Source organism: Mycobacterium sp. 48b, from assembly GCF_048282725.1.
In the GTDB taxonomy this organism is placed as follows: domain Bacteria; phylum Actinomycetota; class Actinomycetes; order Mycobacteriales; family Mycobacteriaceae; genus Mycobacterium.
This window is the reverse complement of sequence record NZ_JBLVUL010000002.1, coordinates 112,719-129,465: the sequence shown is the minus strand read 5'-3', so window position 1 is coordinate 129,465 and position 16,747 is coordinate 112,719. Positions and strand designations below refer to the sequence as shown.

The window sequence follows — 16,747 nt, the reverse complement described above, 5'->3', positions numbered from 1 at the left end:
TCCATTGGTAGTCGAAGTGAGGCAAGCCAACAAAATGAGCCACGACGACAATGTTCGGAAGCTGGCAGCAAAGTTCAGGGCTGACCACAGATATGCCAACTTCGGGCCGATCTTGCAGTCCATTGAGATTCACGGCTTTCGGGGCGTTGCCGATCTTACTATCGAATTTCAATCACCTATTACCGCGTTGTCAGGATTGAATGGAACAGGAAAGAGCACTATTGCCCGGCTTGCAAGTTGCGCATACCGAAAAGCGGTCACTGCGGCACTTGCAAGATTTTACGTGAAGGATTTCTTCCCTGTATCGGCGGCCGACCCATCACCATTCAGCGACGATGCAAGGGTATTTTATTCATATTGCGTAGAGCGCGGGGCGGAGCCGCAAAAAGTAACGGTTAGCAGGAAGGCTAGAGAATGGTCTGGCTACAAACGACAGCCTGAAAGAGCGTGTTACTACATCGGCTTTACCCAGTTCATACCTAAGGTCGAACGCCGTGACTTGTCTATATACGGTGGCCACCGTATCCAATTGGGCGCGTCACGTGAACTACCAAACGATGCGGCCAATAACGTAGCCACGATACTCGGATTACCATACGATGAGCTGGGCTTCACCGAGGTTACCCATTCCAACCGAACCGCAGAGTTGGCGATGGCAACTCGAAACGGGAAACGGTACTCAGAGAATCATATGGGCTTCGGCGAAGGGCGTGTCGTCTATATGGTCAACACAATGGAAGGCGCTCCGACGCAGAGCCTGTTTGTTCTTGAAGAGCCTGAGACCTCGCTCCATGGCGAGGCTCAACGCCGCCTCGCCAGATACCTAGTTGACGTGGCGGGCCGTCGCGGTCACCAGATCATACTAACGACTCACAGTTCTGCGATTCTGATGGAACTTGGGCGCGATTCAGTCGTATACCTGAAACGACAACCGGATGGTCTCATTGACGCAGCGACCGGGCTGAGCACCTATCAGATAGACGCATATTTGCATGGTGATGCACGGGACAATGAAAGAGCGATCGTTTGCGTAGAGGATGAATTTTCCCGTCGCCTCACAATTGAGATAATCCGTAGTTGCGCTAGCGACTTTCTCTCAGGGGTCCAGGTTCTGGGCGTTGGAGATGCGCAAAACATACCATCGGCCGTTTCACTTTTGCGAAAAGCGGGCATTAGAGCAGTCGGACTGTATGACGGCGATATCAAAATAGGCGATTTGAAGGATCTCAAACCCTTCGTGGCAAGCCTACCAGGTGGTGTCGCGCCCGAGATATTGGTTTTTGGCTGCGCCGAGGTGGAAGAGCATTTCAAAGTCAATCACCGCATCAGTATCGCAGAGGTGATCAGCAGCGTTGACGACCATCACGACTATATCCGCGCAGTGGCTAAGAAATTAATGCTCGACGAGACCTACATTGCCACGGAGGTATGCCGCGTCTACGCTTCCACCCGCGATGCGACCGAATTTACTTCGACCGGAGAATTCCTTCGAGAAACATTGAGTGACCGCCGGTAACGGGTTCGACACCGAGTAACGCTACGACTACGCTAGATCGCTTTTCGCGATCGCCCAAATCGAAATTTCAGCATTGGCCATGCGTGGGGCCAATGTTAGTTCAGAAAAAAAACACCCCATGGAACTACACGAGGACCCGCAGGCCTTGGTAGAGGCGTTCGCTGCGCAGCACAGCCAGGCCCTTGGGGAGTTTCACGGCGACATCGTGGCACGACTGCCGGAGGTGCCGGATCGGTTCAGCGACCAAGGCGGCGAGCCGCGGTCGATCACGGTGTCGTGCACGTTGTTGGAGACGCTGCTGACGTCGCGGCGGCGTCGGCAGACTGGCGAGTCAACGCTGAAGGTCGCCAGGGGCAATGGGATGGGGATCTTGCTCCTGGACGGGAAAGGGACGCGAATCCCTGTCAAGAAGCATCCACGCAAATGGGATGGCAGCCTGCTGGAGTTGGTGGCCTATACCCCTGGCGCGGTCCAGCTGAGCATCGAGGAGGAGTTGGGCCATTCGGTGGGCGGCGAGGACGGCATCGCGGAGCCGCCGGGCTATCGCCTGTACATCTTGTGGTGGTCGGGCCCGTCTGGCGCCTTGGGCGGGGCAGTGCTGGCCGCGGGCGTGCTCACCGAAACGGTGCAGCTGCTCTATGCGGCGACGCCGCTGCCTCCACCGATCATGGAGGAACGCTCCGATCGTTCCGGTTCGGCCGGCGGCGCGGGCAGCGCGCCGGGATTGGCAGGCACCGAGAAGCGTCGCCGCGACGACGATTTCGGCGATGTCGACCAGGACGACGGTGGCGAGGAGGCGGCACCGCCGCAGACGTCGTAGCCCTCATGCACAGTGTCGGGTGCATGTGCGATTCCCAACCCGATGATGTTGAATCGAGCGCGCGATGACAGAGGTATTTGGTGCACGGATCCGGCAGGCCCGGCTGCTGCGGCGGATGACAGCAACTTCGGTGGTGGAGTCGGTTGGCTGGACCAACCACCGCCAGACGAAGATCGAGAAGTCTCCCAAGATTTGGCTTGAGGACTCCGATGTTGAGCGGCTGGCAGCGTTGTTTCGCTTTCCTGCAAGATTTTTCAGTTCCGAACCGCAATCTCGGGTCACCGCTGACGAACTGCTGTTTCGGGCGCCGAAGTCAATGACGGTCGGCGAGCAGGAATTCCTGGCCACGTTCGCGTCGCTGGCCGGAGACTTCCTCAGCGATCTTGACGCCCAGTCGAAACTGCCGCCTGTCAAGGTTCCCGCCGTGGTCGGCGACGGGCCGGTGAAGACGTCGATCGCCGACGCAGCAGCCCGCCTCCGGGAAGCGATGGGCGTGGATCCTGATGCGCCCCTGGACGATTTGACGTATGAGGCGGAGCGCTTGGGTGCACCGGTCATCGTGCGTCGACGCGTACCCGGCGAATGGGAAAGCGAGTTCGCCGCTACTCCTGGACGCGCACGTGACGAGAAGCACCTTGGCTATTCGAGCTGGGTGGGCCGGCACCGCGACCGCCCACTGTTGGTGCTGCGGGAGACCGAATCGTGGGAGCGCACCCGGTTCACCATTGCTCATGAATTAGGGCATCTCGTGTTGCACAGCCGTGCCTACTGTTCGGTGAATGCTCACGAAGAACTGGAAGCCAACCGGTTCGCCACCGAGTTGTTGGCCCCAGCGGCAGTGATCGCCTCGGAGCTGCCACGAGTGATATCGCTGTTGAATTTGCGGCCGATCAAAGACAAGTGGGGTTTGTCGCTAGGTTCGCTGATCATGCATCTGCGGGACACGAAGTTGATTGATGCGACGCGGGCGAAAACACTGACCACACAACTGCATTCACGGATCAATCCCGCGACCGGACACACCTGGGGCATGACCGAGCCCGGGTGGAAGGACCGTGAGCCGGAGCGGCCTCGGCTGCTGCGCAAGTGGGTGGAACGCTGCTACGGCAGCGCGTCGGTACCGATGCTCGCCGCTCGTGAGTCCATGATCTTCCCGCCGGACCTGCTGGACTGGTTCTTGGCGACACAGCGACCAGCACCGGAGGCCAATCGTCATTCAGTGGCCGCTACGGCCGGGTCTTCGAACAAATCGTCTCCTGCCGGCGAGCGTGGCACACGGGTCATCCGACTGGACGATTTCCGGCGAGGCAGAGAGTCATGAGTCGGGGCGGGGGCTGCTGATCGTGGCGCAGGTGCAACGGTTGTTGTTTGCCGACCGGTCCCACTCCTACACCGTGGTCGGCGCCGACAAGCTTCCGATTGCACCTGCGCGGGAGTACCTGCGATTCCTGGTCGACAGTGGTGCCTCACCGCACACAGTCCGCGCATACGCCTACGGACTGGCCGCCTGGTGGACCTTGTTGGAGCACACCCACACCGCCTGGGATGACTTCCCCACCAGTCTGTTCGGTCAGTTTCTGCGCTATCTGCGGACCGGGGACCTTCCTGGCACCAGCCGTATCGGTGAGGTCGAAGAATCGATGGCCGAGTCCTCGCTGCTACCTCGTGGTGCCGCGGTGTTGTCGATGTATCGATACTTCGCCGAGGCACACGACCTCGATCGTCCCTATCGACGCTTGTTCTCCTCCCACGCTCGCGCTGCTCGACGACGCTACGCATCGTTTTTGACCGGGATCGGTCCGCAACGCGACCACGCCGCGCCGATCTATCGCCGCCGCGCACCCACCCGCAGCGAGACCCCGCTGCTGCTTCCGGTGCAGGTGAACGCCATCTTGGACGCCTGTAGTGTCCAGGCCGATTCCGGGCAGTGGTCGGGTGGGGCGACCGGGTTGCGCGACCGCTTGTTTCTCGGGGTGCTGGCCGAGACCGGGATGCGGATGGGCGAAGCATTGTCGTTGCGACACCATGACTTTCACATCAGCGGCGGCGATACTCCGTCGATCGTGATTGCCGGGCGCAATGATCACCCGCACGGGGTACGGGCGAAGTCCGGTGCCCGCCGCATCTACGTCGGTGATGACCTGGTCGCCCTCTACACCGAGTACGTGTGGCAACTGATTGCCGACGGCGCCGATGTCGCAGTCCCTGATCTGGCCACCCATTTCGTGTTCGTCAACCTGACGCGAGGCGAAAAGTACGCGCCGATGCGACCCGAAACCATCTACGACAAAGTTGATCTCATCACCGACCGGTGCTCTGATGTACTGCCCGAGGACTGGACACCACATTGGCTGCGCCACACGCACGCCACCGCGCTGCTGCTGGCCGGCATCAGCGAGCACGTCGTGATGCGCCGGCTGGGCCATGCCGACGTGCAAACCACGCTGTCGACCTACGGGTGGGTGACCGCCGACGCTGAAATGCGGACGTTGGCCGAATGGAAGAACTACGTCGCAGGCTGGAAGGTCGACCATGACGGGCAGTAACACCCACCCAAGGGGATCGACGCGACCAGCTCGGGCCGCTGCTGACCAGGTGTGGGCGCAGCAATGGGAACAGGTGCCGCAGTCCTGCCGATCGCTGACATATGTGCTCGACACCTCACCGATCAAGTCGGTATTCGTGCACAACCCGCGCTACTGGCGCAACCTCGACAGTCACGACTTCACACCTGCGGATGTGCCCCAACGGTTTTGCGACGAATTGGCATGGTGGGTGTGGACATGCGCCCATGATGACGTACGCAAGATCGACCCGTCCCTGTTGAAGTGGTGCGGTCGGGCTTTGACCGCCGCGGCTGCCGAATACCACCAGCAGCACCACCAGTGGCCACGCAGCATCGCTGACCTGTCAGCGGCAGCGCTTGTGCGCCACGCGATGGTCGAGTTTGAACACCGCAACAAGCGGTTGCCCTCGGCCGGAGCCCGACGCCAGATCACCGGCTTCATCGAGCACCTGCACCTGTATGTGTCGGTGCGCTGCACACCAGCACCGTGGTGGGCACATGATGTGTGGGACCTGAGCGCAGATCCACGGATCCCCCAGCGGGAACACGAACCCAGCCACGACAAGGTGGTCCGGCTCGCCGGGATCGAACCGGCCTGGCTGCGCGAGGGGGTGCGGTTCTGGCTACGTACGTCGCTGACCGGGGAGCTGCTGCGTTGGACGTCGGTGGTGGACCGGGCCCGGGACATGGCACGCCACCTGGGCCCGTTTCTGGCCGCCCGCAACATCACTGACCCCTTGATCACCGATGACCGTGGCGAGCTGCGATTGCTGTTTACCGAGTTTTCCGAGTACCTGAAGTCACCGGAGGCCGCGGCCCGTCCAGACAAGCCGTTGTCACCCTCGGCGATCGATGCCACCCAATCTCAGACCCAGGTGTTCTATGCGTTCATGGTCGATCATGCCGACGAAGCCGCGGCCGCGACGGGCAACCCGCGGTGGGCAGATATCACCGATACCCACACCAGGTTGTGGGGTGCAGCGTTTCGGACCCGCCGCGCCAACAGGTCTCGGGAACTGACGTGGTTTTCGACCGCCCAGTTGCAACAGATGCTGTGCTACCTCGACGTGCTGGCCGCCGATCGCGGCCAGCCGGTGGCCATCACCCACCCCGACTCCACCATCTCCGTCGTCGCCGGCCTGGGTGACCCGCAAGCAGCTCGGGCATGGCTGCTGCAGGCCCTGACGGGACGCCGCGCCTCAGAGATCCTGATGCTCGACTTCGACCCGCTCTTGCCGATCCCGGGCCAGGACCGTCCCACGGCCTCCGATGACCCCGATGCTTTCGTGGCCAAACTGCGCTACCAACAGACCAAAGTCGACGGTGTCACCCCGACGATCCTCATCGAGCAGGCGGTGGTCAACGTCATCGCCGAACAGCAGGACTGGATTAACGACCGGTATCCGGGCCTGACGCCGAAGTACCTGTTTCTCGGCTTGCGCTATCAGCACCGCGGACAGCGACCGCGCAGCTACCAGTCCTACGGGGTGGTCCTGGGCAAGCTCGACAAGATCCACGGACTCACCGATACCGCGGGTAAACCGCTGCGGTTCAGCCACACTCATCGCCTACGCCACACCCGGGCCAGCGAACTGCTCAACGACGGGGTCCCGATCCACGTGGTGCAACGCTACCTCGGCCACGCCTCCCCCGAGATGACGCTGCGCTACGCCGCGACCCTGGCCGCCACCGCCGAAGCGGAATTCCTCAAACACAAGAAGATCGGGGCGCACGGCACCGAGATCGCCGTCAGCCCTTCTGATATCTACGATCTGACTCAACTGTCCTCGCGTACCGACCGGGTGCTGCCCAACGGTGTCTGTCTATTGCCGCCGCTGAAGTCCTGCGACAAAGGCAACGCCTGCTTGTCGTGCGGGCACTTCGCCACCGACGCCACCCATCTCGACGAGCTGCTCGACCAACGCAGCAAGACCCAAGCACTGATCGAGGTTCGCCGTTCTCAATACCATGCCCGCACCGGACGTGACCTGACCGACGACAACGTTTGGATACACGAGCGGCGCCGCGAAATCGCCTCCCTAGACGCCATCATCGAACGCCTACGCAACGACCCCGCGGCCACCAACGACGGCAAGTCGGTCAGTGGTGCCGGCACCACCAACCGGTCGCCACTGCTACAGATCAAAACCCGCGGAAGCCACGAATCTGTCCTCCGCAAAGCTGACCCTGGAACGAATCAATGAGCCGACGGCCCCCGCCACCCACCGCGAAAGCCCACGCAGCCCTCGCGAAATACCGCCACGCAATCAGCGTCGAGAAACGCCGCGACATCGAGAAAGCCATCCGCCATCTGCGCAAGACCAACGCTGAAATCAACGTGTCCACGGTCGCCCGACGGGCCGGGGTGCAACGCAAGACCGTCTACAAGTATCCCGAGCTGATCGCCGTGATCGACCAATACCGCCACCAAACCAACGCCGATCCCACCGATCCCGCCCCGACGAGCCGCGAGAGCAGCATCGTCGCGGCATTGCGAGCCCGGCTAGCCGCCAAAGACGAGGAGATCAAACAGCTGCGAGCGACCGTGGCGCAACAGAAAGACACCATCGAACTGCTCTACGGGCAACTCGATTCCCCGATGCCCTAGGCCTTTTTAGTCCGCATGCGGAAGGTCAAGTCCTAGCCACGGCGATAGTCGGGCGTAAGCGAGCCGTAGTAGGCGTTCCGCACGTATGGCCATGAATCCGGGAGTCCAAGGTTCGTGACGTTGGTAGAGCGCGTTTAGGTGTGGAAGGTAGTGCGAGAGCCCGGCGAGTTCTTCAGTGGTCTGTGCGAACGTCATCCCCGCGTCTTGGAGGACCTTCTTGGCGTCCTCTGGTGTCCGAGCACCCAAGGCGCCGTACAGCACACGCTTTTCGGCCCAAGGCCGGGAACTCAGCGAGCTGTTTGCTCCGCCTGGGGCAAGTACAAGGTTGCCAATCTGATGGACGGTGGCCTTTTCGGTGTAGAACCCTTCATCCCAACCACTCGTGCTCGTCCGGGGGGCGATGTGTTCGATAGTGAGATGACCGTCGTCAGCCCATCCTTGTCCTGTCAAGCAAGGTGCGACGCCGGCCTTACCCGGCTTGATCAATCCGGGGTGATCCGGATCCTCCACAGAGTCGTGATAGGCGGCGAGTAAAAGGAATCGTGTCAGCGGTCGGCTGACGTTGTACAGGGGAACTTCTCGGGACCGGTTGAGCCAAGTTTCCAATGACGAGAGGTCACCGTGATTGGCATGCACTAGTCGATGACGCAACTCGGATTTTAGTAGATCTACATCGACCGTCGGTGCGGGAATATCTGGCCCCGTTCTCCGGCGCCGCGCGAGCGGGTCCATGCCGGTGAGCGATGACGATCCAGCCATGATCTCGCGGTATTCACGATCGATGTTTCCAGTGCTGGAGCGCGATGCCCGCCACAGAACTGTGAACGCGGTAATTGCCTTCAGCGCTTCTTCGAAGTTACTGACTTTGATTTGGCGGGTAGCGTCATCGGCCCGCAGTGCTTCAGAATAGAATCTGACCAGCGGAGCTATCGTAACGGTGTGCTTGAGGTCGACGAGAAACGCAAGACACAGCCGGACCGCATCCGTCATGGCGGACGTCTCCAAACCCACCAATTTGCGATTTCCGTCGTTGCATTCCCACGTCTCGCCTACGAATGTGGCGGTGTCCTTCAAATGACCTAAAAACGACAGCCTGCTGGATTCTTCATCTTTACACTTGTCGAACTCTTCTTTTAGATAGACTCGTTGATCGGCGAGCCTTTTGGATAGCTTGGTCCCAGTTTCGGCGAGAGCAAACGTCACAAGAAGTTCCCGAGTAGCGTTCTGCAGTCGGTCACCGGCAGGAAATTGCGATAAATGCTCCTGCACCACAGCCATCTGCTCATGAGCTTTCGAATTTTGATAATTCTCAATCGATTCAGCCATCACCACCCGCGGGAGAAAAGTCTCGAAAGCGGTCAACGGTTCGCCAGTGGTATTGAGTGACTCGAATATCGTGAAGGCGTAATCTTCATCTTTGCCTTTTACGACCGTCAGCGCAATACGGTTGAGCGCATATGCCCCCAACATCGCTAAACGGGTGAGCTCCACTATGGCAGGGTCATCGACTACCTTTATCCAGTTACATAGACTCTCCTTCAACGGGTGGTTGAAGAGCGCCCTCTGAGCTTCGGGGTTCTCGGCTAGCGAATTGAGAGGTGGCAGCGGCTCGAATTCTTCCATCTCGTCGCCGCGGGCCAACTTGATGAAGTCACTGCGCATTTCCGTAAACCGCTTAATCAAATCGACCTCACCGTCGCCGACACCAGCGCGGGCAGTTGGCCGAAAATCTGTGGGTTTACGACCATTGCCGTCCTCGGCATCAACGAGCGTGCCGTAGTCGTAGAGAAGATGCGCAATCGGCGACATGTACTTACTGAGCTTACTCCTCTTCGCCCATTGGTCGCTGAATGAACGAATGAGGCGAGGATAAATTGGCGTATCACCGACGTCTTGCTTTTGATAGAACGCTAGCCCTAGGGACTTAAGAAGCGTGATGGTTTCTTCGTGTAACGCAGTCGCAGGCTCGTCATCGGGCGCCGGCGATTTTCCTTTGAATACATTCCAATGCTTCTGCCTGATCAAGTTATGCAAGCACGCAATGAGTAACAGCAAACTGGATATTCGTTGTTGCCCATCGATCACTGTTAAGACTTTCGCTGGCACTTCATCCTTGACGATAGGCAAGATCGTCACGTGATTGATATCGTGGATCGTAATTACAGTGCCGAGAAATGTAAAGCTGTCAGTCGCCCCGTCAATTAAATTGTGCAATCCATGCAATGTGTCGTCAATCAGTTTCTCTACTTTATCGCCGCTCCAGGTATAAGGGCGCTGATACGGCGGTAGGTAGAGCCCGAGTCCATTCTCCGTGAGTAGTTCACGCAAGCTCTTGCTATGGGCTTCGAAGATATCTTTGGCTTCTGTTGGCATAAACCGGCTCCCCCTCTTGCCATACGGTGATCGGGCGCGCTAGCCCATTGCGCATTACATCATCGCGGACGAACTTCGGAACAAACAACACTGGGTTCGGCTTTGACAACCTCGCCACAACCACGTCCGCCTAGTTCAACACAGCGTTACCCAGGGACGCGAAACGGACCGTTTGGCCTTCACAGGTGACAAACCGCGCATCCCGCCTCGTCGTTGTCGTCGTCGAGTGCGTCGGCGAGGACGTCCACCAGCGGTAAGTTCACAGGTCGGCGTCGCGCGGCACGTTGCAGCGCTTCTTGGTGTTTCGCTTCGATCTCATCGCGACGAGCGAGGAGTTCGCGCAGGTTCTCTCCATCCGACCAGGTATAGTCGCGTCCCTTCATCGCGGTGGCCTGGAAGTTGACCTTGTCCTCGTACTCCAGCGCTCTCTCAAACAGGTCGGGATGGCGGTCGGCAAGTCCGACCCATTCGTGTTTGCGTTGGAAGAAGCAGAAGTAGCAGCCTGAGCGGGTACGCCACTGGTAGTAGTCGGGTAGACCTACTCCGGATTCGTCGAGGATGCGCATCACACCGGCTTTGTCGATGCCGTCGTCGCGGAAGGGGAACGTCGTTTGGATGTTGGGTTTGGTTGACACATAGCCGAGGCGGTTTTCATCGGCTCGGATCGCGACGTAGCTGAGCGCTGGTTCATCACCAAGCCAGGCTTCCAACGGGCGTATCTTTAGGTTTTTCGTGCACCAACGGACTTGCGGACTGGGCAATGTCCCTTGGTATACCTGCAGCCAGTGGTCAAAGCCTCGCTCTGCGTTGAGGCGAACGATCGGTTTGCCGAGTGCGGTTTCAAGTCGGCTCAGAAATTCGTAGGTCTCGGGTAGCTCAGAGCCTGTATCGCAGAAGAAGTACTCCATCTGAGGCACTCGGTCTCGCAGGTAAATCGCCAGTGCGGCAGAGTCTTTGCCGCCAGAGATACCGAGGACATGCCGCTCAGCGGCCTGCTGGATGTGTTCACTCATGTAGCGCTCCTACAGTGGTGTTGCGTAATGCTCGGCTGGCAAGTAGCGATAGCAGCTGTCGTTCGGCATCTGCGCCGAGGACAGCTCGGGCACTATCCAGAGCCCGGTCGAGTACCTGTTCAGCATCCGGGTTCGATGTCGCCTCGACCACCAGGTGCTCCTCTTGGCCGTCAGGTGCAGTCAACGTCAGTCGATGTGCGGAGCCGTTCTCACCCGGGGCGTCGAGGTGCAGCGCGTACAGCCGTCCAATAGCACGGAGTAGGTGTCGGGCGCCGGCGGCGAAACTGTCCACATTTTCGTCACGCCATTGGTTCGGCGGCTTCGACTCGATGATCATTGCGGCCTGAGCAAGCCAGTCTGCATCGTCAAGGGTGTCCTGCTGGGCATGCTGGAGAAACGCCCTGACAGTGAGGTCGGTAGGCGTAATGGAAATGAGTCGGGCTTGCCGGGCCAAAGTTCGTCGGATCGCGGATATTCCTACTGCAGGTGGCGACAGGGCGGATCCGAGGTTGTCAGCGATCGATTGGGCGAGGGTGGCATCGGCTGTCCGGAGTTCGTCCATGGTGCTGGTGATGGCAGCGACGAGCTGAGCGGCTGTCTTCGCATCAACTGGGCTGTCGGGGGTGATGACGTCGTAGCCGAGCGCGACTGGCAAGTCGTGGAAAATGAGGTGCGCGGGGTCGCGGGCCGTCAGCAGCGCGGTACGAGCAGCGACGGCCTGCGGGGACACGCGCCGAGTGTGGCGGGCAAAATCCGACATCGTACTGACGTTCTGCAGAAGTGTCGCCACCACTAAGACGAGACTGGGAGCTCGGGTGGCCCGGCGCCGACCGGCGGTGAGACCGAAGGCCTGACCTAGTTTGCCGATCACTTCTGCTGCTTGTCCGCTTCCGACGGCGCTGTGTTTCAAGATGATTCGTTCAGGGCCTTTGATCGCACGTTCGAGCAGTTCTGGCTGTAGCGCAGTCTGAAACGTACCGTCTTCGAAGATGGCAATGTCGAGGTCGAGGGACAGGACAGCGGCCAGCAGAATCGGAAAAACGCCCGCTTTGACGCCGTACGGTGGCTTCGCCACGAGAGTTTCCAGCTCTGCGGCAGTGACTCCATCCGCGTGAGATCGGATGTGATCGACCATAGCTTGATAGCAGGGCCCGCTGGAATCGTGCGGACTAGGCGGTGTCCATCCGTACGCTGCATCGGTAGCACCTGGACCGTGAAGCCCGAGATGTTCGACCACGCCGCGGTACATTGCGACTTCGGGACCATGCCCGGTAAGGCCAGCACAGGGTGCACCGGGATGCTGCACCAGTGCAGTGAGCAACTCACGTCGCGCTTTGGCCCCCTGGCTCGTGAGCTGATGTCGCCCAAGCATCTCCGAACGAATCCGTGGCGAGTCGCAATACGCAATGTCACATGCGGCCGAAACCAGAGCCGACATGCTGGGCTGGAGACCCATCGGCTGATCCAACCCAAGTTCATCGACACGTAGCCGCCAGTCGACATCCTTACGGGTTGGGTCGAAAGCGCGAGTCACGACATTCGCTAGGACGGATCGAGCGCTAGTAAGCCTTTCCTTGACCTCGGCTCGCGCGACGGGATCAAGGTCAGCGGCATCCAAAAGCTCACCAAGGGCCAACGTTTCAGTCGCTGCCCGGCGGATCGTAGCGGCGTCCGGGGTGCTACCAACGAGAACCGGTACTCCTTGTCCGGCCTCTATGGAAGCCTCGCCACCTGACAGATCCATCACGATGAATCCGTCCGGTCGACCGGTGAGTCGATCACCGCTGACCGCGGCTGATGCGGAATCCGCCACCATCGGCTGGAAGTAGCGCAGCATCCCAGTGACTTGACTATGCCGGCCGGCGACAACTGCGGTCGGTAGATAACTCCGAGTAAGCAATTCGGCAACGGCCGCACTACCAAGTTGCTCGCGCAAACCTTCGACGCGGGCAGCGATGTCGATGTCTGTGCCAGCCCACAGCCGATACTCGTCGTCGTGGCGGCGATACGTCAAATAGCCTCGGTCCTGCAGGCTCTGTATTCGTCGGGCAATGAGGGCGCGAGCTGCGGCTGTGACCTGCTGTGGGTCGCTCAGGGCGAACGTCAAGGCCGGCAAGCTAGCTCGCAGTACTCCTCCCGCGCTCACCAAGTTGAGCAGGCCTGCGGCCTTCAGCAACCGTAGATCAATCTCGTCGATGTCGTCGTGGTGCCGAGCTGACTCGATGCGTGCCGTGATCTCGATCCAGCGGCCACCGGCAGCGGCGGCACCGCTGGTGATGGTGTCAGCGAAGTAGTCGTACACCGTGTCAAGCTTGACGGTGGCCAGTGTTTTGACATCCCGGCTTGCCGGAGTGCCCTGCAGAAATCGGGCCACTGTGTGTGGTTCATCGGCTGTGAGGAATCCCGCCAGGGTGCGCTCGTGCTGACCGAGCCGTGCGCACAGTTCCGGCAGGCTGGTCAACGCCAGAGGGTGCACGGGATAGGTGGCGGCGAACAAGTCGGGATCACCTGATAGGAGCGCGTCGAGGCCTAGTTCCCGCCAGTGAGTCGTCGCAGCCTTGGCATACCGGCGCAGTACTGTCTGGCCACCGGTGTCGAGGTCCTGGGTGAGAGTGGCACCCACCAGCGCTGCCACGTCAGAGGCGTCGTCCGAATAGGTGACGTCGTGGAATCGACCTTGGATTTTGCGCCACTCGCGGCCCTGCAGGGACGTGCTTCCAGTGCTGTATTCGGTGAATGTTGCGTGCTGGAAGGTCAGCAGGTAGATGGGAGAAGCACGATGACCTGACGCCAGTTCGGCCAGTTCCTGCAGGAAGAAAAGATCACCGCCGCTATGACTTTCACTGAAGTATTCAAGATTCTTGCCGAACTCGTCAATGATCATGAGCACCGGCCGCCGCGCCGCTGTGTCCCGGATAACCTCGAGGAGAGCAGCGTCAAGGCCAGCGTCGGTCGGCATCGAGTCCAAAGCTGCTGCCAAGGCATGATCATCGGCGGCGGCAGCGCGCAGAGCACGCAACACGGTTGTGGTTACAGGTTCACGACGGGCAGTCACCACGGCGCGAAGCATCGGTGCACGAGCAGCGTGCCGCTCGAGTGTCGAAGCTAGATCATGATCGCGCTGCCGTATCGCAGTCAACGCCAAGTCCTGTGCGTGGCTAACCGGCGACCTGGAGCGTCCACGCCGCCGCGCCGTTTGTGGCGGGCACAAGACGGCGGCAAGCATAACCGCGAATGAGGATTTGCCGGCACCGTATGGCCCAGTTACTGCCCAGGCACGGGACGAGTCTGGATGATCTAGAGCAGTAGCGATCCGCTGCAGTAACGCCAGCCCCCGGTTGGTAACCACGTAGCCATCCAGAGCTACCGCAGTTGTGTCGTGTTCGACGTTTGCCGATCTGAGCTGGCGCGTGACAATACCAATGCCTTGCAGCGGTGCAGCATTCGACGGTTTCAGGCTCATGCCGATTCCTTGCGTCGGTCCCCGCGACGTTTCCGCCCAGCTGCCGTTTGTGTCGATCGGTAGTACTCGTTGATGATGGTTTCCGCCAGTCGATCCGGGGGACCGTCGACGACGAAGGAACGTTGACCGAGACTGTCAGTCAGATGGAGATCCTTTGACGTTGTGCACAATTCATCGAGCGCTTCCACCAGTGCTGGCTCGCTCAACCGAAGTGCACGACCGACTGCACCAGGCTCCTGGGCCAAACGTGCAGTGGAGATCTGACCTTTAATGTCATGGTTGGCCATGTAGTCCAGGCATGCGTAGACAACAACTTCCGGTGGCGCCGGAAGCCGCGGACTCGCAGCGAATCGCCATTCCCGCGTCTCTCCGGGAACCGCCTCTAGGATGCCGAGTTCACGAAACGGGCTATCCAGAAGATCCTCAATGCTGCCCGGCGAACCAGCAGCTGCACGGCGGGGAGCATACATCTTGGTGAGGCAATCAACGTCTTTCACTATCGATGATCGGTTCACCGGCTCCCACGCAGCGGCGTCGATGGCACGCTCGACCTCGACGACAAGCCCGCTGTCTTGAAACCGCGTTGTAGACGTGCGGTAGAACGCAACCCACCAGGTCGGTACAAGGCATGTGCGTCGTAGCAACCACCAATGCAAAAGCCACAGCGTCGCTGGCTGCTCAAGCCACGGATCGACACCGTGCTCGCCGAACAACCAGCGGGCTTCGGCTGTCGGCTTCGCATACCGTGCGCGCGACTTCGTGTCGACACTCTTCTCGTCTGTCAGTCCAAAGGCCAACGCCCAGTACCTGATCGCGTTCACCATGTTTTTCCCTACGCCGAGATCGACCGGCGCAGTGGGTGTGAGGAACGCAGCACTGTACTCGCCATCAGGGCCGGCACCGCCGTCTTTAACGGCCTCGTAGGCTTTGCGTAGCCAGCCGAACCGCGGCGCGAACGTCTCATGTCCAGCGAAACGACGCTGTGCGTGGTCGGCGAGACCCGTCATGCCAGTGCGCCTTGCCGTTGTGTCGCAGACCGCACTGTCAACTCCGTGGATCCGATTGCAGCATCCACGGCTTCCACTGCCGCGATCAACGCCTCCGCGGCAAACTCTCCGTCGGACGCTTCGTTGGTATAGCCGAACGAGAACCGCAGCGTGGAGTCGGCCTCTTCACGTGAGAGGCCCATCGCAAGGAGTACGTGACTAGGCTCAAGTGTGCTTGATGAACAGGCCGACCCTTCGGACACGGCAACATGAGGCATCGCTGCCATCACCGCATCTGCTGGGCGACCAGGCAACGTCACACTGCTAACTCCGGGCAAGCGCAATGCGTTGGCACCGTTGAACCGCGCGCCGATGTGACTGTGTAAGACCACCTTCTCGAAGCGATCCCGGATCGCTCGAACGTAGCCGGATTCGTTTGGCATCGCCGACGCGGCCTCGTCGGCGGCAGCACCTAACGCGACGACGCTGGCGACGTTGACCGTTCCCGGCCGCCAACCTCGTTCCTGTTCGCCTCCGCGGAATATGGGTTGCGCGGACACCGGCGCGTCGCGCCGGACATACAGGGCTCCCGTTCCTGCCGGCCCACCAAACTTGTGGCCCGACAGTGACAGCAGATCGACGTCCCAATGATCCACATTGACCGGGATCCGGCCGACCGCTTGCGTCGCGTCCGTATGCAGCAAGCCCCCCGATCCCCGCACTAGCGCGCTGACGGATGGGAGGTCAGTGATCACCCCGGTCTCGTTGTTTGCAGCAATCACGGATACGACTGCACCGGGGTGGTTTCGCAAAACCTGGGCAAGGGCAGCAAGGTCGACTCGGCCACATTCGTCTACGCCCACCAAAACGCTTCCGCGGTGAGCTCGCGCTACGGACAGTACTGCTGCATGCTCGACCTCGGTCGTAATCAATCTCGCTTGCGGCCGATTGGCCAGCGCGGCGTGAATCGCGAGATTGTTCGCCTCGGTTGCCCCAGAGGTGAAGATGATCTCGCGAGGTCGAGCACCAACAATTGTGGCTACCCGTTCCCGAGCATCCTCGACCGCGGCAGCGGCTCGCTGTCCCCAAACATGTCGACTCGACGAATTTGCCGGGATCTCGAGCCACCGCATCATCTGCTTGACCGCAGCGTGGCGCATAGCAGTCGTCGCATTGTGGTCGCAGTAAATTGATCGCTCCTGCACTCCGACCTCCGCCGTAGATCGATCCATCAAGCAACAGTCTTATGTCGCTCCTGGGGCGCTCGGTGCCACGATCGATCACGGCCACCAGGCGTACAGAAGGACACTTTATACCTCCCTGGCGACAATTGGACGACCACCACAACATCACTCCAGGAGTAGAAATCGAGTACTCGGTCCACTCCTGGTGACAGTCCTGG

At 60.2% G+C, this 16,747-nt stretch carries 11 protein-coding genes; 6 read left to right on the top strand and 5 right to left on the bottom strand.

What is annotated here, in order from left to right; all coding sequences use genetic code 11:
- Positions 1-34: 34 nt before the first annotated feature.
- From ACNQR1_RS36940 to ACNQR1_RS36915, 6 genes are all read left to right on the top strand, one after another.
- Positions 35-1,516 carry an ATP-dependent nuclease gene (locus tag ACNQR1_RS36940; RefSeq protein WP_073914419.1) on the top strand — a complete coding sequence of 494 codons (1,482 nt, stop codon included), beginning with the start codon at positions 35-37 and terminating at the stop codon, positions 1,514-1,516.
- A 118-nt stretch (positions 1,517-1,634) separates the two neighbouring features.
- On the top strand, positions 1,635-2,336 hold the full coding sequence (locus ACNQR1_RS36935) for a hypothetical protein (protein WP_418024752.1): 702 nt from the start codon (positions 1,635-1,637) through the stop codon (positions 2,334-2,336).
- A 64-nt stretch (positions 2,337-2,400) separates the two neighbouring features.
- The gene (locus ACNQR1_RS36930) at positions 2,401-3,657 is read left to right on the top strand and encodes an ImmA/IrrE family metallo-endopeptidase (RefSeq protein ID WP_418011070.1); all 1,257 of its coding nucleotides are present in this window, start codon (positions 2,401-2,403) and stop codon (positions 3,655-3,657) included.
- A 22-nt stretch (positions 3,658-3,679) separates the two neighbouring features.
- Positions 3,680-4,882, top strand: a complete 1,203-nt coding sequence (locus ACNQR1_RS36925) for a tyrosine-type recombinase/integrase (protein ID WP_418011069.1) — start codon at positions 3,680-3,682, stop codon at positions 4,880-4,882.
- Positions 4,869-7,106: a tyrosine-type recombinase/integrase gene (locus ACNQR1_RS36920; protein WP_418011068.1), complete on the top strand. Its 2,238-nt coding sequence runs from the start codon at positions 4,869-4,871 to the stop codon at positions 7,104-7,106. Before ACNQR1_RS36925 ends, ACNQR1_RS36920 begins: the two co-directional genes overlap by 14 nt.
- The gene (locus ACNQR1_RS36915) at positions 7,103-7,510 is read left to right on the top strand and encodes a DUF6262 family protein (RefSeq protein WP_418011067.1); all 408 of its coding nucleotides are present in this window, start codon (positions 7,103-7,105) and stop codon (positions 7,508-7,510) included. Before ACNQR1_RS36920 ends, ACNQR1_RS36915 begins: the two co-directional genes overlap by 4 nt.
- 6 nt (positions 7,511-7,516) lie before the next feature.
- Here the strand turns inward: ACNQR1_RS36915 and ACNQR1_RS36910 are convergent, their stop codons facing one another.
- The 5 genes from ACNQR1_RS36910 to ACNQR1_RS36890 form a co-directional block, all read right to left on the bottom strand.
- On the bottom strand, positions 7,517-9,883 hold the full coding sequence (locus ACNQR1_RS36910; protein ID WP_418011066.1) for a DUF262 domain-containing protein: 2,367 nt from the start codon (positions 9,881-9,883) through the stop codon (positions 7,517-7,519).
- A 179-nt stretch (positions 9,884-10,062) separates the two neighbouring features.
- Positions 10,063-10,896 (bottom strand): phosphoadenosine phosphosulfate reductase family protein, encoded by an 834-nt coding sequence (locus ACNQR1_RS36905; protein ID WP_418024751.1) that lies wholly within the window; start codon positions 10,894-10,896, stop codon positions 10,063-10,065.
- Positions 10,889-14,359, bottom strand: a complete 3,471-nt coding sequence (locus ACNQR1_RS36900) for a hypothetical protein (protein ID WP_418011064.1) — start codon at positions 14,357-14,359, stop codon at positions 10,889-10,891. The genes ACNQR1_RS36905 and ACNQR1_RS36900 overlap by 8 nt, the downstream gene beginning before the upstream one ends.
- Positions 14,356-15,366: a DUF4007 family protein gene (locus tag ACNQR1_RS36895; RefSeq protein WP_418011063.1), complete on the bottom strand. Its 1,011-nt coding sequence runs from the start codon at positions 15,364-15,366 to the stop codon at positions 14,356-14,358. The genes ACNQR1_RS36900 and ACNQR1_RS36895 overlap by 4 nt, the downstream gene beginning before the upstream one ends.
- Entirely contained in the window at positions 15,363-16,577 is a 1,215-nt protein-coding gene (locus ACNQR1_RS36890) for a cysteine desulfurase family protein (RefSeq protein ID WP_418011062.1), read from the bottom strand. Before ACNQR1_RS36890 ends, ACNQR1_RS36895 begins: the two co-directional genes overlap by 4 nt.
- Positions 16,578-16,747 lie beyond the last annotated feature (170 nt).